The organism is Enterobacter sp. CPE_E890 (assembly GCF_046521475.1).
Classification (GTDB): Bacteria; Pseudomonadota; Gammaproteobacteria; order Enterobacterales; family Enterobacteriaceae; genus Enterobacter; species Enterobacter adelaidei.
Map to the genome: position 1 here is coordinate 3,998,073 of NZ_JBKFZW010000001.1, position 25,821 is coordinate 4,023,893.

Genomic DNA, 25,821 nt, shown 5'->3' on the forward strand with positions numbered 1-25,821 from the left:
ATGCTAAAAATTGTGCTTTCCGGTACTATGCGGCGGTTTTTTCCGCATTACTGAGAGCGATCATGTCCACCACACTGTTTAAAGATTTCACCTTCGAAGCCGCCCACCACCTTCCTCATGTTCCTGAAGGACATAAATGTGGCCGTCTGCACGGGCACTCGTTTATGGTGCGTCTTGAGATCACCGGTGAAGTCGATCCGCATACCGGTTGGATCATGGATTTTGCCGAGCTGAAAGCGGCATTTAAGCCAACTTACGATCGTCTGGATCACTATTACCTGAATGATATTCCGGGCCTTGAAAACCCGACCAGCGAAGTGCTGGCAAAATGGATCTGGGATCAGATGAAACCGCTGGTACCGCTGCTGAGCGCAGTGATGATTAAAGAGACCTGCACCGCCGGCTGCGTCTATCGCGGCGAGTAAAAAAAGCCCGGTTAAACCGGGCTTTTTTTCAGGCTATATTCAGGTACTTGTGCGTCTGCATCGACAGACGCCAGTTACGCGCGATACAGGTTTCAATGCACAGGCGCGTCGCATCCTCTTTCTGGCTGATAGGCTGCAGGGCAATGACCCGCTGCTTTTCATCCGAGAGGGTTGCCAGCAGTTCATCCAGTGCTTCAATATCACGCACGCGACCTACCGGGTGTTTTATCTCATCTGCACGTTCCAGCGCCTGAGACAGGACATCGTATCCGCCGCGCATATTCACTTTGGGTGATACCGTCACCCACGTGGTGTGGGAACAACGCACTTCATGTGTACCGCTGGTTTCAATCTGGCAGCTGTAACCGTTCTTTTCGAGCAGCTCGGTTAGCGGCGTCAGATCGTGGATGCAGGGTTCACCCCCGGTGATCACCACATGGCGCGCCGTCCAGCCCTGACGACCAATAATGGCCAGCAGATCCTCTGAACTGCCCGCCCCCCACTTATCGCTCTCTTTGGTTTTCGCCAGAATGCTAAACAGCGACACTTCCCGATCTGCGAGCTTATCCCACGTATGTTTGGTATCACACCAGGCACAGCCAACCGGGCATCCCTGTAAACGAATGAAAATAGCGGGAACGCCGGTAAAGTAACCCTCGCCTTGCAGGGTCTGGAACATCTCGTTAATCGGGTACTGCATAGTCATCTCAGTAAAGGGGATAAACGATAATTATCGCAGATCCCCGCCAGATGGTCATGCTCGATCGGTGCTTTGCGCGCCAATCGCTGCCATAAACCGTTCAGTGATCTGCTGTGGACGGGTGATTGCCCCACCCACGACCACCATATGCGCTCCCAGTGCCAGGCATCTGGCCGCGCGCTCAGGGGTATCGACGTTGCCTTCGGCAACCACCGGAACCGTGACGGCAGCCAGCACATCCTTCAGGAATGCGCAGTCATTATCAGGTAAAGCATGACCCGCACTTTCCGCCGTATAGCCGTAAAGCGTGGTTCCAACACAATCAAAGCCCAGTTCCTGCGCGGTTTCGGCTTCTTCTACGCTGGATATATCCGCCATCAGCACTATCCCGGGGTAACGTTTACGGATGTGGCTGACCAGCGTTGACAGTGATTCACCGCCAGGACGCTCGCGCGCAGTCGCATCAAGTGCAATGATTTCCGGAGAGACGCTCATCAGCTCATCCACTTCTTTCATTGTCGCAGTGATAAACACCGCGCTACCAGGATAATCCCGTTTGATGATGCCGATAACGGGTAAAGAAACCTCCTGTTTAATGGCCGCAATATCCACCACGCTGTTGGCGCGGATGGCAGCAGCCCCGCCCTGAAACGCTGCCCGCGCCATCCGTGACATAATAAACGGGCTATGCAGAGGTTCATTTTCCAGCGCCTGACAAGAGACGACCAGTTTTCCTTTCAGGTTATCCAGTACAGTTTTCATTACGATAAGATCTCTTCAACTTCGTTTTTGATAATCGTGACATGCGGGCCATAAATGACCTGAACACCGTTACCGCGCACAATGACGCCGCGTGCACCGGTGGCTTTCAATGCTGCTTCATTCACTTTGCTGCCGTCTTTCACCGTGACGCGAAGGCGCGTGGCGCAGCAGTCCACCTCGTCCAGATTGTCTTTTCCACCCAGCCCGGCGATTACCGCTGCAGCGCGCTCGCTTTGCGGCAGACTGACCTCATCCGCCACCGCCTCTTTTTCACGCCCCGGCGTGGCAAAATCAAAGCGGTTAATCAGATAGCGGAACGTGAAGTAGTAGAGGAAGAACCACGGCACGCCGACCAGCGGTACGAACATCCAGTGGGTTTTGGCCTCACCCTGAAGAATGCCAAACAGCACGAAGTCGATAAAACCGCCGGAGAAGGTTTGCCCGATGGTGATATGCAGCATGTGTGCGAGCATGAACGCCAGCCCGTCAAACAGCGCATGAATGACGTAAAGCACCGGCGCAATAAACAGGAAGGAGAACTCGATAGGCTCGGTAATCCCGGTCAGGAACGAGGTTAATGCCGCAGAGAGCAGCAGCCCGGCGACGCGTTTTTTGTTCTCGGGTTTTGCCGTGTGGTACATCGCGAGACATGCACCGAGCAGGCCAAACATCATCGTAATGAAGCGCCCGGACATAAAGCGCGACGTCCCTTCGTAAAACTGACGCGTCGTAGGATCGGCCAGTTGCGCGAAGAAGATCCGCTGTGTGCCTTCGACCAGATGACCGTTGACGATCTCACTCCCGCCGAGCGCGGTAGTCCAGAAAGGAAGATAGAAGATGTGATGTAAACCGAATGGGCCGAGCATACGCAAAATGAAGCCATAGAGCATTGTGCCCAGGTAACCCGTCGCATCCACCAGCCCACCCAGACCAAAGATCAGTTTCTGGAAATGCGGCCAGACGACGGTCATGACGGCCCCGACGAGTATTGCTGCCAGCGAGCTGATAATGGGAACAAAACGTGAACCGCCAAAGAAGCCCAGAAATTGCGGAAGCGCAATTTTATTAAACCGGTGATGGAGAGCGCATGTCACGAGACCGATCACCACGCCACCAAACACACCGGTTTCCAGGGTCTGGATCCCCAGCGTCATGCCCTGCCCCACAGCGCCAGGATTATCATGCGCCAGTTTTCCGGTGAGGATCAGCAGCGCGTTAATGGTGGCATTCATCACCAGAAAAGCGAGCAACGCCGCCAGCCCTGCCGTGCCCTTATCGCTTTTTGCCAGCCCGACAGCAACCCCAACAGCAAACAGCACCGAGAGGTTCGCAAACACAATTGAACCCGCACTGCTCATGATAGTGAAGATGGCCTGAAGCCAGCTCACATCCAAAAACGGATATGCCGCGAGGGTATTTGGATTCGATAACGCGCCACCTATCCCCAGCAGCAGACCTGCTGCTGGCAATACGGCGATAGGTAACATAAAGGATTTGCCAAAGCGCTGCGCTTTTTCAAACCATCCCCCAGAAGAAGCCCCGCTGAACATTTGCATCATTTTTTCATCCTCTCATTTAATGATGAAAATTTTTACCACAAAAACATCAATACATGAAAATTACCATCAGAAACCAGGAGGATGATCATACTTTTTCAAAATGACTGGCATCTTTCCCCTGCTTTCCGCCACACTAGTCGCAGAGAAACGCATTAAGGATCTAGCATGTCAGACCATGAAAACCTGCTGCTGAAGCTACGCCAGGAGGCTTCCGGGTACAGCCCAACGCAACAAAAACTTGGCGAGTTTGTCCTCAACGATCCTGCCCGGGTGCTCTACCTGACGATCACTGAACTGGCGCGCGAAAGTCGCACCAGCGAGGCCAGCGTCACGCGTCTTTGCCGCACGCTGGGCTGCAAGGGATATAACGAATTTAAAATGGCGCTTGCGCTGGATATTCAGCAGGGCCAGCCCGCGCGACAGACCGGAGATGAAATTGATAACGTTGTTGATGAGTCAGTACAGGCTTTGCAGGATACTGCCAGACTCCTTGACCGGGCGTTGCTTGAAAAGGCGGCGCTAGCGCTGCACCAGGCGCAATCCGTACAGATTTATGGTGTTGCTGCCAGCGCGATCCTCGGTGAGTACCTGCATTACAAGCTGTTGCGGCTGGGCAAACCCGCACAGCTGTTTAGTGATATGCACCGCGCAGCCATGAATGCGACGACCCTTTCGAAGGAGACCCTGGTCGTGGCCATCTCCAGTTCGGGTTCAACGCGGGATTTACTCCACGTGGTGAAACTTGCACGCAAGCGCGGCGTCAAGGTGTTAGCCCTCAGCAATACCCCCCGTAGCCCGCTGGCTTCCCTGAGCGATATTCAGCTGGTTGCCGCCAAGCCCGAAGGGCCGCTTAGCGCTGGCGCACTCAATGCTAAAGTTGGCGTCATGCTGCTGGTCGAGCTGCTGACCACCTCCATGATTGCGCTGGATGGCCATTATGGCGACGTTAGCCAGCAAACGGCCAGCGCTACGCTCCCTCTGTTACTCTAAAAATAGTTCGCAGGCTAAATAAAACGGCCTGCGGTTTTTGGTATTCAGTTTCACTTAAATCATTTACCGGACAAATGAATCGTGTAACAAAGTATTTTGCTTATTACATTTTGAATAACTATTAATAGTAAGATTGAGCTTATAAAAGAGCCTTAAAATCATTAAGTTAAAATATTCTTTTTTATAATTTGAATTTTTTACCTTTCCACAATGTCAAATACATCCACCTGATTTCCTTTTCTTAAAATAAGCTTAAGAAGCCTTCATTTTCGGCGTTTTATTATTTAAATGCCGTTTACTTTTGTGCGCCTACAATCCGCCTCATCAACCATAATGAGACGGTATTAATGAAGATGTTATTGATTACAGGCGTAACAGGATTTCTGGGCGGTGCAGTACTCGAAAAAATACTGACCAATGATAAACCCGTAAAACTCCTTTTGCTCGCGCGTGCCAGCGATCCGCAGGGTGGGCTGGAGCGTGTGCAAGAGAACATGCGCAAATTCAATGTGCCTGAGAATAAACTGGCTTCTCTGAGCGTAGATAATATCCTCATTGGTGACCTCAGCCAGCCGGAAGCATTTCTGGACGATCCTCGCCTGGACCAGGTCACGCACGTCGTTAACTGTGCAGCTGTTGCGTCTTTTGGTAATAATCCGCTGATCTGGAAGGTCAATGTCGAGGGCACGCTGGCGCTGGCGCGTCGCATGGAACGGGTGACGGCCTTACAGCGTTTCCTGCACGTAGGCACGGCAATGTCATGCACGCCGGAACAGGATTCCCTGGTCGCTGAAAGCGCTGAATTCAGAGAAAATGCAGAACACCTGGTGGAATACACGTTTTCGAAGTCAACTATCGAACAGCTGATGCGCCAGGAGTGCCCGAACCTGCCGTTGCTCATCGCTCGCCCGTCCATCGTCGTCGGCCATACTCGTCACGGCTGCACGCCGTCGAGCAGCATTTTCTGGGTCTTTAGCATGGGCCTGATGCTGCAGAAGTTTATGTGCTCAATGGAAGACAGAATCGACGTTGTTCCGGTGGATTATTGCGCCGATGCGTTGTTAATGCTGCTCACCAGCAACGCTCGTCCTGGGGAAGTGGTACATATTTCTGCTGGGGAAGAGAATAGCGTTCGCTTTGCGGATATCGATCAGGCCATGGCGCAGGCGCTGGAGAAAGCCCCTGTTGGCGATCGGTATGCTCAGGTCAGCTACGAAACGCTGGTTAGAATGCGCCGCGAATTGAAAAATATTTTTGGTCCATGCAACGAACGTCTGATGCTAAAAGCAATGCGTTTATACGGTGCGTTTGCCACGCTTAACGTGCGCTTCAGCAACGATAAGCTATTGAGCATGGGGATGCCGAAGCCACCCCGCTTTACGGATTATATCGCCCGCTGCGTACAGACGACTCAGGGGCTCACAATCCCCGAACAGATGGCAGTCGATTTTAAATAGCCAAAAAAAATGCCAGTCATTCGACTGGCATTTTCATTCTAAGGCTTAAAGGCTATTACTGGCCTTTGATCTCTTTACGACCGTTGTATGGTGCTTTTTCGCCCAGAGCTTCTTCGATACGAATCAGCTGGTTGTATTTAGCAACACGGTCAGAACGGCTCATAGAACCGGTTTTGATCTGGCCTGCAGCGGTACCAACAGCCAGGTCAGCGATGGTAGCGTCTTCAGTTTCGCCAGAACGGTGAGAGATAACAGCGGTGTAGCCAGCGTCTTTCGCCATTTTGATCGCAGCCAGAGTTTCGGTCAGAGAACCGATCTGGTTGAATTTGATCAGGATGGAGTTAACGATGCCTTTCTCGATGCCTTCTTTCAGGATCTTGGTGTTGGTTACGAACAGATCGTCACCAACCAGCTGGATTTTGTCGCCCAGTACTTTGGTCTGGTATGCGAAACCAGCCCAGTCAGATTCGTCCAGACCGTCTTCGATAGAAACGATTGGGTACTGTTTGGTCAGGTCTTCCAGGAAGTGAGTGAACTCTTCAGAGGTGAACGCTTTGTTGCCTTCGCCAGCCAGAACGTATTTACCGTCTTTGTAGAATTCAGATGCTGCACAGTCCATCGCCAGGGTGATGTCTTTGCCCAGCTCGTAGCCAGCAGCTTTAACTGCTTCTGCGATTACTGCCAGTGCTTCTGCGTTAGAACCCAGGTTTGGCGCATAACCACCTTCGTCACCAACAGCAGTGTTCATACCTTTAGCTTTCAGAACTTTAGCCAGGTTGTGGAACACTTCAGAACCCATGCGTACCGCTTCTTTCAGGGATTTCGCGCCAACTGGCTGAATCATGAATTCCTGAATATCAACGTTGTTGTCCGCGTGCTCACCACCGTTGATGATGTTCATCATTGGTACTGGCATGGAGTATTTGCCTGGGGTGCCGTTCAGTTCAGCAATGTGTTCGAACAGTGGCATACCTTTCGCTGCAGCTGCTGCTTTGGCGTTCGCCAGGGAAACAGCCAGGATTGCGTTCGCACCGAAGTTAGATTTGTTTTCAGTACCGTCCAGATCGATCATGATCTTGTCGATGCCAGCCTGGTCTTTGGCGTCTTTGCCAAGGATTGCCTGAGCAATAGGACCGTTTACAGCGCCAACCGCTTTCAGTACGCCTTTGCCCATGAAACGGGATTTGTCGCCATCGCGCAGTTCCAGCGCTTCGCGGGAACCAGTAGAAGCACCTGATGGAGCTGCTGCCATACCGACGAAACCACCTTCCAGATGAACTTCGGCTTCAACGGTCGGGTTACCACGGGAGTCGATGATTTCACGACCGATGACTTTAACGATTTTGGACATTAGATTTTCCTCAGTACAAGTTAAACTAAAACTCCAGACAAACAACGCGTACCAGGGGTACGCGTTGCCGTTCTAACTTTTTTTACTTCGCCTGACGCTTCTGGTAGTCGCTGGCGGCCTTCACGAAGCCTGCAAACAGCGGATGCCCGTCACGTGGCGTTGAAGTAAATTCCGGGTGGAACTGGCAGGCGACAAACCACGGATGGTTTGGCACTTCAATGATCTCGACTAACTGATCATCCCCGGAGCGGCCCGCAACACGCAGACCCGCGGCTTCAATTTGTTTCAACAACATGTTGTTGACTTCATAGCGGTGACGATGGCGTTCGGTGATGGTTGACTCGCCATACAGCTTGCGAACCACGCTATCGTCGGACAGCTGGCAGGCCTGTGCGCCAAGACGCATGGTGCCACCCAGATCGCTCTTCTCGGTACGGACTTCGACGTTACCGTCTTCGTCACGCCATTCAGTGATAAGCGCCACTACAGGGTACTTACAGTCTGGCACAAATTCCGTAGAGTTCGCGTTTTCCATTCCCGCTACGTTGCGCGCAAATTCGATCAGCGCAACCTGCATACCCAGACAGATGCCGAGGTATGGAATATTGTTTTCACGCGCATAGCGCGCGGTGGCGATCTTGCCTTCTACACCACGGTAGCCGAAGCCGCCAGGGATGAGAATTGCATCCAGATCTTTCAGGATTTCAACGCCACGCGTTTCAACATCCTGCGAATCAATCAGCTTGATATTCACGGAGACACGGTTCTTCAGACCACCGTGTTTCAGCGCTTCGATAACTGACTTATAGGCATCTGGCAGTTCAATGTACTTGCCCACCATACCGATAGTCACTTCGCCTGCCGGGTTGGCTTCTTCGTAAATAACCTGTTCCCATTCGGACAGATTTGCTTCCGGGCAGTTCAAGCTGAATCGTTTACAAATATAATCGTCCAGGCCCTGTGATTTCAACAGGCCCGGGATTTTATAAATGGAATCGACATCTTTCATTGAAATAACGGCTTTTTCAGGCACGTTACAGAACAATGCAATTTTCGCACGTTCGTTCGCCGGGATAGCACGATCGGAACGGCAAACCAGGATGTCAGGCTGAATACCAATGGAGAGCAGCTCTTTCACCGAGTGCTGAGTCGGTTTGGTTTTCACTTCACCTGCGGCTGCCATGTAAGGCACCAGCGTCAGGTGCATGAACAGCGCGTGTTCACGACCAATATCCACCGCCAGCTGACGAATCGCTTCCAGGAATGGTAAGGATTCGATATCCCCTACAGTACCGCCGATTTCAACCAGCACCACGTCATGCCCTTCGCCACCGGCAAGAACACGTTCTTTAATTGCGTTCGTGATGTGTGGGATAACCTGCACGGTCGCGCCCAGGTAGTCACCACGGCGCTCTTTACGCAGAACGTCGGAATAGATGCGGCCAGTCGTGAAGTTGTTACGACGGGTCATTTTGGTACGGATGAAACGCTCGTAGTGGCCAAGATCCAGATCGGTTTCAGCGCCGTCTTCAGTAACGAACACTTCCCCGTGTTGGGTTGGGCTCATGGTGCCCGGATCGACGTTGATGTACGGATCCAGTTTCATCATGGTCACATTGAGGCCACGGGCTTCAAGAATGGCTGCGAGGGAGGCTGCGGCAATGCCTTTACCCAGAGAGGATACGACCCCGCCGGTCACAAAAATATAGTTCGTTGTCATGCTGAACCTGAGAAGTTAGGGTGAAACGATGGAATAACCAGGACGGGAAAGTAGTATACCCGAACACGGCGAGCGCCACAAACTTTCATTCTCCGTCTCCATTCCAGGCCATGACAAACATAAGGAGTGAGAAAATAGCCCGTTTTGGGTAAATGTTTTTGACGCAAATCAAGCGCTTGTCATTTAAAAAATCACACAAATTGCGCTTGATCGCAAAAATCCGTTAGAGATCAGATTCCTGGCGTTTTACTTCCTGCCAGACTTCTTCCATCACATCGAGGTCTACACCGGTCATTTCCAGGCCACGCGAGGCCACAATCCGTTCAACTTCGCGAAAACGACGCTCGAACTTAATGTTGGCTTTTTGCAGCGCGGTTTCCGCTTTTACGCCCAGGTGGCGTGAAAGGTTGACAGTCGCAAACAGCAAATCGCCCATCTCCTCTTCCAGCTTTGCTTCATCCACCACTGCCTGCTGCGCTTCGTGCATCACTTCATCTATCTCTTCATGCACTTTGTCCAGTACCGGGCCGAGGGACGTCCAGTCAAACCCGACTGCAGAGCAGCGTTTCTGAATTTTATGGGCACGCATCAGCGCAGGCAGACTCAGAGGAATATCGTCCAGCGCGGAGTGCTGGGATTTCTCTGCACGCTCGGCGCTTTTGATTTGTTCCCAGCGGACCAGCACTTCCGCGCTGTTCCCTGCAGTGGCATCACCAAAAATATGGGGGTGGCGGCGCTCAAGCTTGTCGCTGATGGCGGCACAGATGTCGTCAAAGTTAAAGCGCCCTTCTTCCTGCGCCATTTGTGCATAGAACACCACCTGGAACAGCAGATCGCCCAACTCGCCGCGAAGGTCGTCAAAATCTTCACGAGAGATGGCGTCCAGCACCTCATAGGTCTCTTCAAGTGTGTACGGGGCGATGGTGGCGAAAGTCTGCTCTTTGTCCCACGGACAGCCGTTTTCAGGGTCCCGAAGACGTTTCATGATGCCGAGCAGGCGGTCGATTTGAGTCATAGTGTTTTCCATTAAAAAAACAAGCCGGGTGGCGGCAAAGCCTTACCCGGCTTACAGAAGAGTGTGTTTAACCGCCGTGCAGACGACGCGCGTCAATCACATCCGGCACCTGGTTCAGTTTGCCAAGCACGCGGCCCAGCACCTGCAGGTTATAGATTTCGATGGTCATATCGATGGTGGCAAGCTGCTCGCGGGTATCGCTGCGGCTAGCGACGCCCAGCACGTTGACCTTCTCGTTGGCGAGAATGGTGGTAATGTCGCGGAGCAGCCCGCTGCGATCGTTGGCAGTAACGCGCACCACCAGCGAGTAACCCGCGGAATAGCTCTCGCCCCAGACCGCTTCCACGATGCGCTCAGGCGCATGCGATTGTAGCTCGGCAAGCTGGTCGCAGTCGGAGCGGTGAATCGAAATCCCGCGCCCCTGGGTGATAAAGCCGACGATATCGTCGCCCGGGATAGGCTGGCAGCAGCGCGCAATGTGGTGCATAAGATTGCCTACGCCTTCCACCACCACGCGACCATTGTCTTTGCTGCGCTGCTGCGGGGCATAGGTTTTCTGCTGCAACTGCTTCAGCGCGGCTGCATCCTGCTCTGCCGCACTCGGCTTATTGAACTGCGCCTGCAGGAAGTTCACCATCTGATTCAGACGGATATCGCCGCCACCAATGGCCGCTAACAGCTCATCAAGCTCGTTAAAGTTGTAGCGCGGCAGCAGGAACTTCTCCGCCTCTTTCAGGCTGATGCCAATATGCTCCAGCTCGTCATCAAGGATCTGACGACCCGCAAGGATGTTCTTGTCACGATCCTGTTTACGGAACCAGGCGTGAATTTTGGAACGCCCACGGCTGGTCGTCACGTAACCCAGGTTTGGATTCAGCCAGTCCCGGCTCGGGTTTGGCTGCTTCTGGGTGATAATTTCAATCTGGTCGCCCATCTGCAGCTGGTAGGTGAACGGTACAATGCGCCCGCCGATTTTCGCCCCGATACAGCGGTGCCCCACATCACTGTGGATATGGTAGGCAAAATCGAGCGGTGTAGAGCCCGCAGGCAGATCAACGACATCCCCTTTCGGGGTAAAGACATACACCCGGTCGTCAAAGACCTGGCTGCGCACCTCGTCAAGCATCTCGCCAGAGTCGGCCATCTCTTCCTGCCACGCAATCAGCTTACGCAGCCAGGCGATGCGATCTTCATGGCCGGAACGCGCCCCACCGGAGGTGCCTTCTTTATATTTCCAGTGCGCGGCAACGCCCAGTTCGGCGTCTTCGTGCATCTGTTTGGTGCGGATCTGAATTTCGACCGTTTTGCCGCCAGGGCCGAGCACAACGGTATGAATAGACTGGTAGCCGTTAGGTTTCGGGTTCGCGACATAATCATCGAACTCATCCGGCAGGTGGCGGAAGTGAGTGTGCACTATCCCCAGCGCGGCATAGCAGTCCTGCAGACGCTCCGCCACGATACGTACCGCGCGCACGTCAAACAGCTCGTCAAAAGCGAGATGTTTCTTCTGCATTTTGCGCCAGATACTGTAGATGTGCTTTGGTCGACCGTAGACTTCGGCACGCACATTCTCTTCTTTCATTGACTGACGCAACCCGCTGACAAACTCCTCGATATAGTGCTCGCGGTCGATACGGCGCTCATGCAGCAGTTTGGCAATGCGTTTATATTCCGCCGGGTGCAGGTAGCGGAAGCAATAATCTTCCAGTTCCCATTTCAGTTGACCAATCCCTAAACGGTTTGCGAGCGGCGCATAGATGTTTGTACACTCTTTGGCGGCCAGCACGCGCTCGTCTTCTGGCGCATCCTTCACTTCACGCAGATGGGCAATTCGCTCGGCAAGTTTGATGACCACACAGCGGAAGTCATCCACCATGGCCAGCAGCATGCGGCGAACGTTATCGACCTGTTCTGAAGAGACAGAGTCAGTGTGCGCAGCCTTAAGCTGGCGGATGGCAGCCATATCGCGTACGCCGTGGATCAGCGCCACGACCGATTTTCCAACGCTTTCGCGCAGTACGTCTTCAGTGACGACGTCCGCATCGGCAAGCGGGAACAGAAGCGCGGCCTGCAGCGTTTCGATATCCATGTTCAGCATGGATAAGATTTCAACCATCTCCACGCCGCGCCATAAGAGAAGATCGGCATCCTGATGCCCCTGCGTGGTGCGCAAACAATAGGCCCAGGTTTCGGTTAAGCGTTCACACGACTGCTGGCTGGAAATTCCCAGACTTGCGATCCATTTTTGTGGGTCAAATTCCCCAGCTTTATTAAGATGTGCACTTCTTACCGCAACCATTGTCCTCTCCTTTAGGGACCAGGGCCTGTCGAAGTCGACAAGCCAAACAAATTAGATGTGCTCGAACAACACCATCGATTCCAGATGTCCAGTGTGCGGGAACATGTCCAGCATTGCCAGACGCCGAATCTGGTAACCCGCACTGATTAATGCCTCACTGTCACGGGCAAGCGTTGCCGGGTTACAGGAAACATAGACCACACGCTTCGGCGCGAGTTTAATAATATGTGCCATGACACCCGGTGCACCGGCACGAGCCGGGTCGAGTAAAATTTTATCAAAGCCCTGCTTCGCCCACGGCTGTTGGGTGACATCTTCCTCAAGATTTTGATGAAAGAAGGTCACATTTTGCAAGCCGTTCTGCTCTGCGTTCTCCTGCCCTTTAGCCACCAGCGCCTCAACACCTTCCACGCCGACGACGCTGGCGGCTTTTTGCGCCAACGGCAGCGTGAAGTTACCCATTCCGCAGAACAGATCGAGCACCCGATCGCTTTTCTGAACATCCAGCCACGCCAGCGCTTTCTCAACCATCTGCTGATTAACGCCATCATTTACCTGAATGAAATCCCGCGGGCTGAACGTTAAGCGTAGTCCGTTTGACGCATACCAGGGCGCGTCACCTGTAACCTGCTCAAGTATCTCGCTTTGTGGTGCCAGGAAAAGCGCCAGGTCGTGGGAATGCGAAAAGTGTTCCAGTTTTTCGCGATCTTTTTTCGACAACGGCGTGGTGTGGCGCAAAACCATCAGCGGGCCATTATTTGCCATGACCAGTTCGACATGCCCAAGGTGGCGAACACCCTCCAGCCCGGAGAGACAAATGCGCACTTTTGGAAGCAATGCCTCAAGATGGGGCACCAAAACAGGGCAATGCTTCACATCAACGATATCGCTGGAGCCGGCTTTGCGAAACCCCATCTCCAGCCGCTCAGTTTTTGGTTGAAAGCTGAGACTCAGGCGCGCACGGCGGCGATAACCCCACGGCTCATCGGCAATAATCTCGCTAACGTCATGTTTAAGCAGACGCGCCAGGGCACTGCTTTTGCTTTTTTGCTGTAATTCTGTGCTCGCATGCTGTTGCTGACAGCCTCCGCAGATACCAAAGTGCGGGCAACGAGGTTCCACACGCTGCGGGCTATCGTTGAGGCGACGCTTCACCTGTCCACGGGCGTACTGCCGTTTATCTTCTGTCAGCGTAATTTCTGCTCGTTCTGTTGGCAGTAAACCTGTTATAAACAGAGTCTTACCATTATGTCGAGCGACCCCCTGGCCAAAAGGATCCAGGTCCGTAGCTTCAACAGTGATGATTTGACGCGTCGTCACGCGTCGTTTTGCAGAGTAGAATTGCGCCATCGCCGAGATTTTTCTCACATAAACATAATTATCTTAATTGTCCCATAACGGAACGCCATGACCAACTACAGCCTGCGCGCGCGCATGATGATTTTGATCCTCGCCCCCACCGTTCTTATCGGTTTGCTGCTGAGTATCTTCTTTGTGGTGCATCGCTATAACGATTTGCAGCGTCAACTGGAAGGTGCTGGCGCCAGCATCATCGAACCGCTGGCCGTGTCCAGTGAGTATGGGATGAACCTGCAAAACCGCGAGTCCATTGGTCAGTTAATCAGCGTACTCCACCGTCGTCACTCGGACATTGTTCGTGCCATTTCCGTTTACGACGAACATAACCGTCTGTTTGTGACCTCGAATTTTCATCTCGATCCGGCGTCCCTGAAAATCCCTGACGGCACACCGTTCCCGCGCCAGCTCACAGTGCTTCGGCGCGGGGATATCATGATCCTGCGCACGCCGATCATTTCAGAAAGTTATTCACCCGATGAGTCTGCGCGATCCGACGCCAAATCCAGCAATAATATGCTGGGATATGTCGCACTGGAGCTGGATCTCAAGTCGGTACGGCTACAGCAGTACAAAGAAATTTTCATCTCTGGCGTGATGATGTTGTTCTGCATCGGTATTGCACTGATCTTCGGCTGGCGTCTGATGCGCGATGTGACGGGGCCCATCCGCAACATGGTCAACACGGTTGACCGTATTCGCCGGGGTCAGCTCGACAGCCGCGTTGAAGGGTTTATGCTGGGCGAGCTGGATATGCTGAAAAATGGCATCAACTCGATGGCGATGTCTCTGGCGGCGTATCACGAAGAGATGCAGCACAACGTTGACCAGGCCACGTCTGACCTGCGCGAAACGCTGGAACAGATGGAGATTCAGAACGTTGAGCTGGATCTGGCGAAAAAGCGTGCGCAGGAAGCGGCACGTATTAAATCTGAATTCCTTGCCAATATGTCACACGAGCTGCGTACACCGCTCAATGGTGTGATCGGCTTTACCCGCCTGACGCTGAAAAGCGAGCTTAACCCGACTCAGCGCGACCATCTGCACACTATCGAGCGCTCCGCTAACAACCTGTTAGCGATCATTAACGACGTGCTGGACTTCTCCAAGCTGGAAGCAGGCAAGCTTATTCTGGAGAGTATCCCGTTCCCGTTGCGGAGCACACTGGATGAAGTGGTCACGCTTCTCGCACACTCCTCGCACGATAAAGGGCTGGAGCTGACACTTAACATCAAGAACGATGTGCCGGATAACGTCATTGGCGACCCGCTACGTCTGCAGCAGGTTATTACTAACCTTGTCGGAAATGCCATTAAGTTCACCGAAAGCGGTAACATCGACATTCTGGTGGAAAAACGTTCTATCAGTAATAACAAGGTTCAGATTGAAGTGCAGATCCGCGATACCGGCATCGGTATCCCTGAGCGCGATCAGTCGCGGTTGTTCCAGGCGTTTCGTCAGGCAGACGCCAGTATCTCCCGCCGTCATGGCGGTACTGGTCTGGGGCTGGTGATCACGCAGAGACTGGTGAATGAGATGGGCGGAGATATCTCTTTCCACAGCCAGCCGAACCGGGGGTCAACCTTCTGGTTCCACATTAATCTGGACCTCAACCCGAACGTGCTGACAGATGGTCCGGTGACAGACTGCCTGAAAGGCAAGCGTCTGGCCTACGTCGAGCCTAACGCGGCGGCGGCGCAGTGTGCGCTCGATATTTTAAGCACCACGCCGCTGGAAGTGGTCTACAGCCCAACCTTCTCAGCCCTTGCCGTTGAACACTACGACATTCTGCTGATGGGGATCCCGGTCACTTTCACCGGCGAACTGACCATGCAACAGGAACGGCTGGCGAAAGCCGCGTCAATGACCGACTATCTGCTGCTGGCGCTCCCTTGCCATGCCCAGCTCAATGCAGAAGAGTTGAAGAATGACGGGGCCGCCGCGTGTCTGCTAAAACCGCTTACCGCGACCAGACTGCTGCCAGCGTTGACGGAATATTGCCGTCTTAGCCAGAATGCTCTGCCTCCAATTGACAATGAGCAAAAATTGCCGATGAGCGTGATGGCCGTGGATGATAACCCGGCCAACCTGAAGCTCATTGGCGTATTGCTTGAAGACCAGGTTCAGCATGTTGAACTGTGTACCAGTGGCACGCAGGCGGTTGAACAGGCTAAACAGATGCAGTTCGATTTAATTCTGATGGATATTCAAATGCCGGGTATGGATGGCATTCGGGCCTGTGAGCTGATCCATCAGCTCCCGCATCAGCAGCAGACCCCGGTGATTGCGGTCACCGCGCATGCGATGGCCGGTCAGAAAGAGAAGCTATTGAGTGCCGGGATGAATGATTATCTGGCTAAACCTATCGACGAAGAGAAACTTCATAACCTGTTGTTACGCTATAAACCGGGGCATTCAGGCGGGACGTACACGCCATCTGCCGAGCCAGTTGAGATTAGCGTCAATCAGAACGCGACTTTTGACTGGCAGCTTGCGCTGCGTCAGGCAGCAGGAAAACCCGACTTAGCGCGCGAAATGCTGCAAATGCTCGTCGCGTTTCTACCGGAAATTCGCAATAAGGTTGAAGAGCAACTGGTGGGTGAAAACCCGGACGATCTGCTGGAAGCGATTCACAAGCTGCACGGCAGCTGTGGATACAGCGGCGTGCCGCGGCTGAAAAATCTCTGCCAGTTGCTGGAGCAGCAACTGCGTGCCGGTACGCCGGAATCTGAGCTTGAACCGGAATTTCTGGAGCTGCTGGATGAGATGGATAATGTGACGTGGGAAGCGATGAAAGTGCTGGGAAGCTGAGGTAAAAGCCGGGTGGCGGTTTCGCCTTACCCGGCAATCACAGCTAAAATGCCTGCCCTATTTTCAGCGCCGCCGCGATATTCCTTGCGGCCATCTGGACATTTTCACTGGCATTTTCCAGCGCGTCTTCCAGTGAGCAGATGGTGTAGATCACGCTAAACACCGCATCAATGCCGTGTTCGTGTACCACGCCAACATCCGCCGTCAGACTCCCCGCAATACCGATGACGGGTTTGTTAAAGCGTTTGGCCACTTTCGCCACACCTACCGGGACTTTGCCGTGGATCGTCTGACTGTCGATGCGTCCTTCACCCGTGATCACCAAATCCGCATCGGCTACCTGGTCGGCCAGGTGTAGCGCATCGGTCACGATCTCAATCCCCTGGCGCAACTGCGCACCGCAAAAGGCATACAGTGCTGCCCCCATGCCGCCCGCTGCGCCACCGCCAGCAAGGTTCAACACATCGATATCCAGATCCCGGGCAATGACCCGCGCATACTGAGCAAGCGCGTTGTCCAGGGTGACGATCATCTCGGGTGTGGCCCCCTTTTGCGGACCAAATACGGCTGACGCGCCATCCTTTCCGGTGAGCGGATTAGTGACATCACAGGCCACCTCAATCCGGCACTCAGCCAGGCGTTTATCCAGCCCGCTCAGGTCGATACGCGCGAGTTTTCCCAGCTCGCCCCCGCCCTGCCCAAGAGGCTGTTCACTCGCATCGAGCAATTTAGCGCCCAGCGCCTGCACCATCCCTGCACCGCCGTCATTGGTTGCACTGCCGCCAATGCCAATAATGATATGCTTAACGCCCGCATCCAGCGCATGACGGATAAGCTCACCTGTTCCCCAGGAGGTGGTTCTCAGAGGGTTACGCTGCGAAGGCGCAACCAGCTCCAGGCCGCTGGCCGCTGCCATTTCAATAAAGGCACTCTGCTTATCACCGGACAAACCATAAAACCCGTCCACGTGCTCGCCCAGCGGGCCGGTCACCGGAACATGCATAATGCTTCCCTGCGTTGCGGCAATCATCGCCTCAACCGTCCCTTCGCCACCGTCCGCGACCGGCAGTTTGACGTAAACTGCCTCGGGGAAGATCTCGCGAAAACCACGCTCTATCGCTGTCGCAACCTCAAGCGCACTCAAACTTTCCTTATATGAGTCCGGTGCGATAACAATTTTCATAAGCCATCCTTACGCATCGTTGTTACGTTAAGCATACACCACGCAAATGACCAGCAATGGGAGCGTTCCCTGCACATTTATCGCACCATGCACGGACGTTTATTATCAAATGACCAGCCCGGGATGAGATACTGCATCGCCATCGCATCATCGCGCGCACCCATGCCATGTTTCTGATACAGCTCGTGAGCTTTCATAACCTGATCCATATCCAGCTCAACACCTAACCCCGGTGTGGACGGCACCTGCACCATGCCCCCTTTGATCTCAAACGGCTCTTTGGTCAGGCGCTGATTGCCTTCCTGCCAGATCCAGTGCGTGTCGATCGCAGTGATCGTACCCGGTGCAGCAGCGGCAACGTGAGTGAACATTGCCAGCGACACATCGAAGTGGTTGTTGGAATGCGAGCCCCAGGTCAGGCCAAACTCATGACACATCTGCGCCACGCGCACTGAACCCTGCATCGTCCAGAAGTGCGGGTCAGCCAGCGGAATATCGACAGATTGCAGAGAAAGCGTATGCCCCATCTGGCGCCAGTCGGTTGCTATCATGTTTGTTGCCGTTGGCAAACCTGTTGCACGGCGGAATTCCGCCATCACTTCGCGGCCGGAGAAACCTTGTTCAGACCCGCACGGATCTTCCGCATAGGCCAGCACGCCTTTCAGCTGTTTACCAATGCGGATCGCTTCATCAAGAGACCAGGCCCCATTCGGATCGAGCGTTACGCGCGCTTGCGGGAAACGTTTCGCCAGCGCAGATATGGCTTCCGCCTCTTCTTCGCCCGCCAGCACGCCCCCCTTCAGTTTGAAATCGTTGAAGCCGTATTTCTCATAAGCGGCTTCCGCCAGACGCACCACCGCATCCGGAGTCATCGCCTCATCGTGGCGAAGTCGGTACCAGTCGCATTGTTCATCTGGCTGACTCTGATACGGCAGAGGCGTCAGCTTGCGGTCGCCGACAAAGAACAGATAGCCCAGCATTTCCACTTCGCTGCGCTGCTGGCCATCGCCTAACAGTGACGCGACGTTAACGCCCAGGTGCTGGCCTAACAAGTCCAGCATTGCCGCTTCGATACCGGTCACCACATGGATAGTGGTACGCAGATCGAACGTTTGCAGCCCACGTCCAGCCGCATCGCGGTCAGCGAAAGTATTGCGCACGGTATTCAGCACATTTTTGTACTCGCCCAGCGTTTTACCGACAACTAATGGAATGGCATCTTCCAGCGTAGTACGGATCTTCTCCCCACCCGGAATTTCGCCTACACCAGTATGACCGGAGTTGTCTTTGATAATCACGATATTGCGGGTAAAGAATGGCGCATGCGCACCACTCAGGTTCATCAGCATGCTGTCATGGCCCGCAACCGGAATGATCTGCATGGAAGTGACTACGGGGGTAGAAAAAGTGCTCATCGTTCAATCCTTTTATCAGTGACGTCCGAAAACAGGGCGCTTACGGTCAAATGTCCAACCGGGGATAAGGTACTGCATCGGTCCTGCGTCGTTACGCGCACCACCAGGCAGTTTTTTATACGCCTCATGGGCTTTATGAACCTGATCCCAGTCAAGCTCTACACCCAGCCCAGGCGCATCCGGCACAGCAATTTTGCCGTTTTTGATCTCAAGCGGATTTTTGGTCAGGCGAGCTTCACCCTCCTGCCAAATCCAGTGGGTGTCGATAGCGGTGGGGTTACCCGGTACCGCCGCGCCAACGTGGGTAAACATCGCCAGCGAAATATCAAAGTGGTTGTTGGAGTGGCAGCCCCAGGTTAGCCCCCAGTCATCGCACAGCTGTGCGACACGTACTGCACCTGAAAGCGTCCAGAAATGCGGGTCAGCCAGCGGAATATCGACAGCGTTCAGCATCACAGCGTGACCCATTTCACGCCAGTTGGTCGCGATCATGTTGGTGGCGACTGGCAACCCGGTGGCGCGACGGAACTCGGCCATGACTTCACGACCCGAGAATCCCTGTTCGGCGCCGCAGGGATCTTCCGCATAGGTCAGGACATTCCCCAGCCCTTTACACAAGCTGATCGCTTCATCCAGCAGCCATGCTCCGTTCGGATCAACCGTGATACGCGCCTCCGGGAATCGTTTTTTCAGCGCCCGGGCCGTTTCAATCTCCTGCTCACCTGGCAGTACGCCGCCTTTAAGCTTGAAATCTTTAAAACCGTAACGATCCTGCGCCGCCTCAGCCAGCCGGACAACGCTTTCACCGGAGAGCGCTTCCTGATGACGCAGGTGATACCACTCGTGGCTGCCCGGCGAGTGAGCCAGATAAGGCAGGTCGGTTTTGTTGCGATCGCCAACATAAAACAGATAGCCGAGCACCGTCACCGCATCGCGCTGCTTGCCTGGCCCCAGCAATTCGCAGACCGGGACATGCAAGGTCTTGCCCAGTAAATCAAGCAGGGCGGCTTCCAGAGCGGCGACAGCATTGACGCGCAGTTCAAACGTCCACGCCCCTTTTCCGAAGGTATCAAAGTCTGCCGACTGATTTCCCTTATGTACCTGCTGGACCACCTTATTCAGCCGGGCGATCTCCTGACCCACCACCCGAGGTATGGCATCGACCAGCGTCTGATAAATCACCTCTCCGCCAGGCGCTTCGCCCACGCCGGTATTCCCTGCACTGTCTGTCAGCACAACGATATTACGGGTAAACCAGGCGTTATGTGCGCCGCCAATATTCAGCAGCATACTGTCCTGCCCGGCCACCGGGATGACCTTCATCTCAGTGACGATTGGGCTTGATTGCGTTGTCATCATCCACGCTCCGCAACAGGTTTAAGTTCGACGCGTTTGATATCCCCCACCAGCACCAGGTAACTCAGCACCGCCACCAGCGCATGCACACCCACGTAGATCAGCGCACCGTTGAAAGAGCCCGTCGTGCCGACGATGTAGCCGATAGCGATGGGGGTGACAATCCCGGAGATGTTGCCGAACATGTTGAACAGACCGCCGCTCAGACCACTGATCTCTTTTGGCGCAGTATCTGCCATCACCGCCCAGCCCAGCGCACCGATCCCTTTACCGAAGAAAGCCATCGCCATGAAGCCGATAATCATCCACTCGGTATTTACGTAGTTACAGAACACCATGGTCATGGAGAGCAGCATGCCGAGCACAATCGGCGTTTTTCGCGCGATGTTCAGGGAACCGGTGCGGCGCATCAGCCAGTCGGAAATCACCCCGCCGAGCACACCCCCAACGAAGCCGCAGATTGCCGGAACAGAGGCGACAAACCCCGCTTTCAGAATCGACATACCACGCGCCTGCACCAGATAAACCGGGAACCAGGTGATAAAGAAGTAAGTTAAGGCGTTGATGCAATACTGGCCAAGATAGATCCCGATCATCATCCGCGAGCCGACAAGCTGTTTGATCTGTGCCCATTTCTGACTGAACGGGACTTTTGCTTTTGCGGATTTTTGATCCATGTTGATCAGCGCTCCGCCTTCGGCAATGTACTCCAGCTCTTTCTTGTTCACACCGGGATGCTGATTAGGTTCGTGGATCACTTTCAGCCAGATGAAGCTGATGACGATCCCAAGCCCGCCCATGAAGAAGAATACGTGCGACCAGCCCACCTCATGCGTCAGCCAGCCCATGATGGGCGCGAAGATCACCGTTGCGAAGTACTGTGCGGAGTTGAAGATCGCTACCGCCGTTCCCCTCTCCTGCGCCGGGAACCATGCCGCCACAATGCGGCTGTTGCCCGGGAAGGAAGGCGCTTCCGCTAAGCCTACCAGGAAGCGCAGCGTGAAGAGCGCCACGATAATGCCGAAGCCGCTGAAGATATCGACGAACCCCTGTAGCAGGGTGAACATCGACCAGATAAAGATGGACCAGAAATAGACGCGTTTAGATCCAAAACGGTCCAGCAGCCAGCCGCCAGGAATTTGCCCGATAACGTAGGCCCATGAGAATGCAGAGAAAACGTAACCCATGCCCACCGGATCAAGGCCGATGTCTTTTGCCATTTCCGAGCCGGCAATCGACAGCGTGGCGCGGTCACCATAGTTAAAGGACGTGACGATAAACAGCATCACCACTATCCAGTAGCGGGCATTGGTGCGCTTCTCAGCGCTGCTCGCTGCGTGGCTTAATGTACTCATTGTTGCACTCCTGAAACATAGCTTTCGCCTGGTTCATTCTGTACAGCACCGGTAGGGTAATCAGAATGAGATTTGTGTTTTGTCGTTTTGGTACGGCCTGACGCCGTTTTATAGTGACCGGAAAAGTATATGAAGGAGTGACACCGTCTCTCACCGTGCAAAAACACAGTATTGAAGGGGGTGTGAGAGGTTGTTTATGGCATTAGCCCAGGGGAGTTGAAGGTGGTTCACGGAATTGGCGTTTGGTGCGGGATGTACAGCCGGGTGGCGTCTACGCCTTACCCGGCATACAGAACTATTTAAGGAGCGTCGCCCAGTGTTCAACCCATGGGTTCGACTCGCTTTCAGGCTCAGGGTGTTCGCCCGCATCAATCAGCAGCATCTCGCCGACGCGTTGGGCGCTTTGCTCTTGCAGGAGAGCATCGAACTGCTTACCGCCGCCGCAGAAGTTGGCGTAAGAGCTATCGCCCAGCGCAATGATGCCGTAGTGAACGTCCGGCTGATAGCCGAGCTGGTCTTTAATTCCCTGGAAAAGCGGCACGATGCTGTCCGGAAGATCGCCCTGTCCGGTGGTGGAGGTCACCACCAGAATGTATTTATCTTGATACTTTTTCCAGTCTGCCAGTTCCGGGTCTTCATAGACCGTGGCTTTGTGGCCCTGGCTGGCGAGTATTGCCTCAGCCTCTTCCGCTACCAGCAGCGAGTTGCCGTACATTGTGCCGACAAAAATGCCTACTTCAGCCATGATATTTTCCCATATTGAATGCGTTTACTGTTCATCCTGAACGTTGCCCGATACAAACTCAACCCTTTCATTTTCGGGGAGTTGTCCCAGCCAGCCAAACTGTGACAGCGCCTGCATCCAGACGTCGTCCAGCCCCGCGCGTATAGTCAGCGGTTCGCCGGTAAACGGGTGCGTCAGGCTCAGCTCGCTGGCGTGCAACATCAGACGATGGCAACCAAAGTGTTCGGCCGCGCTGCGGTTCTGGCGCAGATCGCCGTGTTTGCTATCGCCAATAATCGGGTGGCGCAGGTGCGCAAGATGGCGTCGCAGCTGGTGCTTACGCCCGGTTTTAGGCAGAAGCTCAACCAGGCTGTAGCGTGTGGTCGGAAATTTGCTGGTTGCCACCGGCATTTCGGTAGTCGCCATGCCGCGATAATCAGTCACCGCGGGCTGCGGGCCTTTGTCATCACGGGCAAATTTATCGGCAATTTTGTCCAGCTCCTCCACCAGCGGATAGTCCAGTGTGGCACTTTCCGTAAGCCAGCCACGGACAATCGCGTGGTAGCGTTTCTGGATCCGGTGCTGTTCGAACTGCTGCGCCAGCAGGCGGCCTGCCTCGCTGGACAACCCCATCAGCAGAACGCCGGAGGTCGGCCTGTCGAGACGATGGGCAGTGAAAACATGCTGGCCAATCTGGTCGCGCACGGTTTGCATCACCACGACTTTCTCGTCGCGATCCAGCCAGCTTCGGTGCACCAGCCAGCCGGACGGTTTATTCACCGCCACCAGCCACTCATCCTGATAGAGGATCTCAAGCGTCATGCATCTTCACCGGCAAACAGGGCATCCAGCTTTTCCAGTTCGACCAGCATCACGTCGCGCGCTGGATGCGTCGCCTCAAGCGCCATTTCATAATAGGGAGAAACAGCAAAGGCCTGTGGCAGCGGATGACCGCCTTCCAGCAGTGCGTGCATACGCGGAATTAATACCCACTGGAGCCACTCGAACGGTGCCAGCGTATCCAGGCAGAATGGCTGTGTGCTTGCGAACGCTTCTGGCTGCGGTGCAGTCTCCTGCCACAGCTGATGTTGGCGCAAAAGGGCTTCGATGGCGTGCAACCGGGCACGAACGCGATCGTGTTGCGTCATAGTAACCTCAACTGAAAAAATGAACGGCGCGCAGCATAGCATTGCGGAAGGCAGAAATAAAAAAAGGGAGCACTGTAAAAACAGTGCTCCCGGTTCGTTTCGCAGCATTCCAGCTACAATTCGTGCTCCCTGCTCATCCGTGACAACTTTTCCTGATGCCCGAAGGCCTGGTCATCCGTAAACCGATGCATCCTGCACATATCGTCCTGATATGTTTGTTTCATCCTGAAACATCCTGGCCTTCCTGACCCACCGCTCATCCTGACCGGCTCTCATTCTCCTTCCTGGAGGTGTCCCTTACACATCCTGCGTTATCCTTTTGCTTCATCCTGAAGCCTTCCTGCAGCGCCATCCTGACGTGTCCTGAGTAAGAAACGCCATCATCCTGATGTTCGTTTCTCGTGTCGGCGTCCTGTCGACGGAGATAGAATCCGCTATTCCGCTTCGTCTTACAACCCACCCTGTCAGTTGTGTAAGCCTTAAGAAAGCGCTAAAAGTCATGCAATGAACAAGTAATCCATTGAAAAACAGAGTAATATTAATCTTAATTAAATAAGGTAATACTGAATGTTCCAGCGATCTCTCACAAACCTTGTAAGAGATCTCTCACACGCGCTGTAGCATCAAGGATTACAGCAGTGGCTCAATTCGTGTAAGGAAATCCGCAAGAGAGGGGGCGAGGATTTCGCGATTGCGGGTACCGATTGTCTCTTTAACCACTTCACCAGACAAGTTACAGACGGATATTACATCCAGTTCGCTATCCAGCGTGGCAATAAAGAGTGTCGGAGAAAGCTTAAGGCGCTTTTGCGTGACCAGATGCCCAATCAGGTTTTCCTGAACACGCTGCAGATCGTCTTCACTCCAGGTCTGCAACAAGGTCAACGTAATATCAGCAAAGCGTGCAGGCATATCCCCTGCAAATTGCGTGGTATAAAACGCATGAACGGCAGGTTGTATCACAATATCCATTGCCCGTTCAACCGCATTTACATTTTGCTCACCGGGATTGGGCTTCGGCTGCCAGATCACGTAATCATCCTGAGAAGAGATAATGCACGGTGACGGCACGCCATATAAATCAGTACTTTGTGGCCATGTGTCATGCTTTTCATGCCATGCATCGCAATAACGGGTCGTGAAGGTAGTGAGGGCATTTGCAGTTTCGATGTCCACCGATTTCTCTCTTCTTGTAAGACAGGATAAACTCAGGCCATAAGTGTACCTGTAAAGTGGCTATGAAACATGTCTTACGAAAATCATCAGGCGTTAACCGGCTTAACGCTGGGTAAATCGACCGATTACCGCGACACCTACGATGCAAGCCTGCTGCAGGGTGTGCCGCGCAGCCTGAATCGCGATCCTCTGGGTTTACACGCGGATGCACTGCCGTTTGTCGGCGGAGATATCTGGACGCTGTACGAACTCTCGTGGCTTAACGCTCGCGGTTTGCCGCAGGTGGCGGTGGGCCATGTTGAGCTGGATTACGCCAGCGTTAATCTCGTTGAGTCCAAAAGTTTTAAGCTCTATCTCAACAGTTTTAACCAGACAAAATTCAATAGCTGGGACGACGTTCAGCACACCCTGGAACGTGATTTAAGTGCCTGCGCTCAGGGCAACGTAAGCGTTTCATTGTATCGTCTGGATGAACTCGAAGGGCAGCCCATTGCCCACTTCAACGGTACCTGCATCGACGATCAGGATATCGAGGTGAACAGCTACGAATTCAGCACTGATTACCTCGAAAACGCGGCGAGCGGGAAGGTGGTCGAAGAGACTCTGGTCAGCCATTTGCTGAAGTCCAACTGCCTGATTACCCATCAGCCGGACTGGGGTTCCGTGCAGATCCAGTATCGTGGCCCGAAAATTGACCGGGAAAAACTGCTGCGCTATCTGGTGTCGTTCCGTCATCACAATGAATTCCACGAGCAATGCGTGGAGCGCATCTTTAATGACATTCAGCGTTTCTGCCATCCTGAGACGCTGAGCGTTTACGCGCGCTATACCCGACGTGGTGGGCTGGATATTAACCCGTGGCGCACCAATACCGATTTTGTGCCTGCGACTGGCCGTCTGGTGCGTCAGTAACATAAATATTTTCATAATATGCGGGCGGTATTCCGCCCGAAGTGTTGTGAAATCTCATAAGCCAGGGCTATTGTAATCAACAGGGAAAGACGATAATCGTCCCGTAA

General features: G+C 53.8%; 21 protein-coding genes. 5 read left to right on the top strand and 16 right to left on the bottom strand.

Going from position 1 to position 25,821, the window contains the following annotated elements:
* Window positions 1-62 precede the first annotated feature (62 nt).
* The gene (gene queD, locus ACLHV9_RS19765; protein ID WP_010434567.1) at window positions 63-425 is read left to right on the top strand and encodes a 6-carboxytetrahydropterin synthase QueD; all 363 of its coding nucleotides are present in this window, start codon (window positions 63-65) and stop codon (window positions 423-425) included.
* A 28-nt stretch (window positions 426-453) separates the two neighbouring features.
* Here queD and queE read toward each other — a convergent pair whose 3' ends face one another.
* The 3 genes from queE to ACLHV9_RS19780 are packed head-to-tail and all read right to left on the bottom strand — an operon-like array spanning window position 454 to window position 3,446.
* A complete protein-coding gene (gene queE / locus ACLHV9_RS19770; protein WP_028016873.1) occupies window positions 454-1,125 on the bottom strand; it encodes a 7-carboxy-7-deazaguanine synthase QueE in 672 nt (223 codons plus the stop codon).
* A gap of 54 nt (window positions 1,126-1,179) precedes the next feature.
* Window positions 1,180-1,887, bottom strand: a complete 708-nt coding sequence (locus ACLHV9_RS19775; protein WP_108091045.1) for an N-acetylmannosamine-6-phosphate 2-epimerase — start codon at window positions 1,885-1,887, stop codon at window positions 1,180-1,182.
* Entirely contained in the window at window positions 1,887-3,446 is a 1,560-nt protein-coding gene (locus tag ACLHV9_RS19780) for a maltose/glucose-specific PTS transporter subunit IIC (protein ID WP_128347319.1), read from the bottom strand. Before ACLHV9_RS19780 ends, ACLHV9_RS19775 begins: the two co-directional genes overlap by 1 nt.
* Before the next feature lie 165 nt (window positions 3,447-3,611).
* Here ACLHV9_RS19780 and ACLHV9_RS19785 point away from each other — a divergent pair, with 165 nt between their 5' ends.
* Together ACLHV9_RS19785 and ACLHV9_RS19790 are read left to right on the top strand one after the other, a co-directional pair.
* Entirely contained in the window at window positions 3,612-4,436 is an 825-nt protein-coding gene (locus ACLHV9_RS19785) for a MurR/RpiR family transcriptional regulator (RefSeq protein WP_108091047.1), read from the top strand.
* A 347-nt stretch (window positions 4,437-4,783) separates the two neighbouring features.
* Window positions 4,784-5,893 carry an SDR family oxidoreductase gene (locus tag ACLHV9_RS19790; protein ID WP_028016877.1) on the top strand — a complete coding sequence of 370 codons (1,110 nt, stop codon included), beginning with the start codon at window positions 4,784-4,786 and terminating at the stop codon, window positions 5,891-5,893.
* Between the two features lie 55 nt (window positions 5,894-5,948).
* Here the strand turns inward: ACLHV9_RS19790 and eno are convergent, their stop codons facing one another.
* The 5 genes from eno to rlmD form a co-directional block, all read right to left on the bottom strand.
* Complete coding sequence (gene eno, locus ACLHV9_RS19795; RefSeq protein WP_028016878.1) at window positions 5,949-7,244, bottom strand: phosphopyruvate hydratase; 1,296 nt, start codon at window positions 7,242-7,244, stop codon at window positions 5,949-5,951.
* An 82-nt stretch (window positions 7,245-7,326) separates the two neighbouring features.
* Window positions 7,327-8,964, bottom strand: coding sequence for a glutamine hydrolyzing CTP synthase (gene pyrG, locus ACLHV9_RS19800; protein WP_028016879.1), 1,638 nt, complete (start codon window positions 8,962-8,964; stop codon window positions 7,327-7,329).
* Between the two features lie 223 nt (window positions 8,965-9,187).
* Window positions 9,188-9,979 carry a nucleoside triphosphate pyrophosphohydrolase gene (gene mazG / locus ACLHV9_RS19805; RefSeq protein WP_108091048.1) on the bottom strand — a complete coding sequence of 264 codons (792 nt, stop codon included), beginning with the start codon at window positions 9,977-9,979 and terminating at the stop codon, window positions 9,188-9,190.
* Between the two features lie 67 nt (window positions 9,980-10,046).
* The gene (gene relA / locus ACLHV9_RS19810; protein WP_028016881.1) at window positions 10,047-12,278 is read right to left on the bottom strand and encodes a GTP diphosphokinase; all 2,232 of its coding nucleotides are present in this window, start codon (window positions 12,276-12,278) and stop codon (window positions 10,047-10,049) included.
* 51 nt (window positions 12,279-12,329) lie between these two features.
* Entirely contained in the window at window positions 12,330-13,628 is a 1,299-nt protein-coding gene (gene rlmD / locus ACLHV9_RS19815; RefSeq protein WP_108091049.1) for a 23S rRNA (uracil(1939)-C(5))-methyltransferase RlmD, read from the bottom strand.
* 57 nt (window positions 13,629-13,685) lie between these two features.
* On the opposite strand from rlmD, the gene barA reads away from it, so the two are divergent.
* Window positions 13,686-16,445 (top strand): two-component sensor histidine kinase BarA, encoded by a 2,760-nt coding sequence (barA, locus tag ACLHV9_RS19820; RefSeq protein ID WP_407221002.1) that lies wholly within the window; start codon window positions 13,686-13,688, stop codon window positions 16,443-16,445.
* Window positions 16,446-16,488: 43 nt separating this feature from the next.
* On the opposite strand, the gene ACLHV9_RS19825 is transcribed toward barA, so the two are convergent.
* The 8 genes from ACLHV9_RS19825 to syd form a co-directional block, all read right to left on the bottom strand.
* Window positions 16,489-17,628 (bottom strand): glycerate kinase, encoded by a 1,140-nt coding sequence (locus ACLHV9_RS19825; RefSeq protein ID WP_028016884.1) that lies wholly within the window; start codon window positions 17,626-17,628, stop codon window positions 16,489-16,491.
* A gap of 77 nt (window positions 17,629-17,705) precedes the next feature.
* Window positions 17,706-19,043 (bottom strand): glucarate dehydratase, encoded by a 1,338-nt coding sequence (gudD, locus tag ACLHV9_RS19830; protein WP_410376039.1) that lies wholly within the window; start codon window positions 19,041-19,043, stop codon window positions 17,706-17,708.
* A 15-nt stretch (window positions 19,044-19,058) separates the two neighbouring features.
* Entirely contained in the window at window positions 19,059-20,399 is a 1,341-nt protein-coding gene (locus tag ACLHV9_RS19835; protein WP_134708027.1) for an enolase C-terminal domain-like protein, read from the bottom strand.
* Window positions 20,399-21,754: a galactarate/glucarate/glycerate transporter GudP gene (gene gudP, locus ACLHV9_RS19840; protein ID WP_028016887.1), complete on the bottom strand. Its 1,356-nt coding sequence runs from the start codon at window positions 21,752-21,754 to the stop codon at window positions 20,399-20,401. Before gudP ends, ACLHV9_RS19835 begins: the two co-directional genes overlap by 1 nt.
* Before the next feature lie 295 nt (window positions 21,755-22,049).
* Window positions 22,050-22,499 carry a flavodoxin gene (locus ACLHV9_RS19845; protein ID WP_028016888.1) on the bottom strand — a complete coding sequence of 150 codons (450 nt, stop codon included), beginning with the start codon at window positions 22,497-22,499 and terminating at the stop codon, window positions 22,050-22,052.
* Between the two features lie 24 nt (window positions 22,500-22,523).
* Window positions 22,524-23,300 (bottom strand): tRNA pseudouridine(65) synthase TruC, encoded by a 777-nt coding sequence (gene truC, locus ACLHV9_RS19850; protein WP_108091051.1) that lies wholly within the window; start codon window positions 23,298-23,300, stop codon window positions 22,524-22,526.
* Window positions 23,297-23,626 carry a YqcC family protein gene (locus tag ACLHV9_RS19855; protein ID WP_028016890.1) on the bottom strand — a complete coding sequence of 110 codons (330 nt, stop codon included), beginning with the start codon at window positions 23,624-23,626 and terminating at the stop codon, window positions 23,297-23,299. Before ACLHV9_RS19855 ends, truC begins: the two co-directional genes overlap by 4 nt.
* Before the next feature lie 630 nt (window positions 23,627-24,256).
* Window positions 24,257-24,802 carry a SecY-interacting protein gene (syd, locus tag ACLHV9_RS19860; RefSeq protein ID WP_108091052.1) on the bottom strand — a complete coding sequence of 182 codons (546 nt, stop codon included), beginning with the start codon at window positions 24,800-24,802 and terminating at the stop codon, window positions 24,257-24,259.
* Between the two features lie 69 nt (window positions 24,803-24,871).
* On the opposite strand from syd, the gene queF reads away from it, so the two are divergent.
* Entirely contained in the window at window positions 24,872-25,714 is an 843-nt protein-coding gene (gene queF, locus ACLHV9_RS19865) for an NADPH-dependent 7-cyano-7-deazaguanine reductase QueF (RefSeq protein WP_108091053.1), read from the top strand.
* Window positions 25,715-25,821: the final 107 nt, after the last annotated feature.

Excerpts from the sequence above, each read along its gene's own strand:
- queD (WP_010434567.1), top strand. The coding sequence starts at position 63 with ATGTCCACCACACTGTTTAAAGATTTCACCTTCGAAGCCGCCCACCAC.
- queE (WP_028016873.1), bottom strand. The coding sequence starts at position 1,125 with ATGCAGTACCCGATTAACGAGATGTTCCAGACCCTGCAAGGCGAGGGT.
- ACLHV9_RS19775 (WP_108091045.1), bottom strand. The coding sequence starts at position 1,887 with ATGAAAACTGTACTGGATAACCTGAAAGGAAAACTGGTCGTCTCTTGT.
- ACLHV9_RS19780 (WP_128347319.1), bottom strand. The coding sequence starts at position 3,446 with ATGATGCAAATGTTCAGCGGGGCTTCTTCTGGGGGATGGTTTGAAAAA.
- ACLHV9_RS19785 (WP_108091047.1), top strand. The coding sequence starts at position 3,612 with ATGTCAGACCATGAAAACCTGCTGCTGAAGCTACGCCAGGAGGCTTCC.
- ACLHV9_RS19790 (WP_028016877.1), top strand. The coding sequence starts at position 4,784 with ATGAAGATGTTATTGATTACAGGCGTAACAGGATTTCTGGGCGGTGCA.
- eno (WP_028016878.1), bottom strand. The coding sequence starts at position 7,244 with ATGTCCAAAATCGTTAAAGTCATCGGTCGTGAAATCATCGACTCCCGT.
- pyrG (WP_028016879.1), bottom strand. The coding sequence starts at position 8,964 with ATGACAACGAACTATATTTTTGTGACCGGCGGGGTCGTATCCTCTCTG.
- mazG (WP_108091048.1), bottom strand. The coding sequence starts at position 9,979 with ATGACTCAAATCGACCGCCTGCTCGGCATCATGAAACGTCTTCGGGAC.
- relA (WP_028016881.1), bottom strand. The coding sequence starts at position 12,278 with ATGGTTGCGGTAAGAAGTGCACATCTTAATAAAGCTGGGGAATTTGAC.
- rlmD (WP_108091049.1), bottom strand. The coding sequence starts at position 13,628 with ATGGCGCAATTCTACTCTGCAAAACGACGCGTGACGACGCGTCAAATC.
- barA (WP_407221002.1), top strand. The coding sequence starts at position 13,686 with ATGACCAACTACAGCCTGCGCGCGCGCATGATGATTTTGATCCTCGCC.
- ACLHV9_RS19825 (WP_028016884.1), bottom strand. The coding sequence starts at position 17,628 with ATGAAAATTGTTATCGCACCGGACTCATATAAGGAAAGTTTGAGTGCG.
- gudD (WP_410376039.1), bottom strand. The coding sequence starts at position 19,043 with ATGAGCACTTTTTCTACCCCCGTAGTCACTTCCATGCAGATCATTCCG.
- ACLHV9_RS19835 (WP_134708027.1), bottom strand. The coding sequence starts at position 20,399 with ATGACAACGCAATCAAGCCCAATCGTCACTGAGATGAAGGTCATCCCG.
- gudP (WP_028016887.1), bottom strand. The coding sequence starts at position 21,754 with ATGAGTACATTAAGCCACGCAGCGAGCAGCGCTGAGAAGCGCACCAAT.
- ACLHV9_RS19845 (WP_028016888.1), bottom strand. The coding sequence starts at position 22,499 with ATGGCTGAAGTAGGCATTTTTGTCGGCACAATGTACGGCAACTCGCTG.
- truC (WP_108091051.1), bottom strand. The coding sequence starts at position 23,300 with ATGACGCTTGAGATCCTCTATCAGGATGAGTGGCTGGTGGCGGTGAAT.
- ACLHV9_RS19855 (WP_028016890.1), bottom strand. The coding sequence starts at position 23,626 with ATGACGCAACACGATCGCGTTCGTGCCCGGTTGCACGCCATCGAAGCC.
- queF (WP_108091053.1), top strand. The coding sequence starts at position 24,872 with ATGTCTTACGAAAATCATCAGGCGTTAACCGGCTTAACGCTGGGTAAA.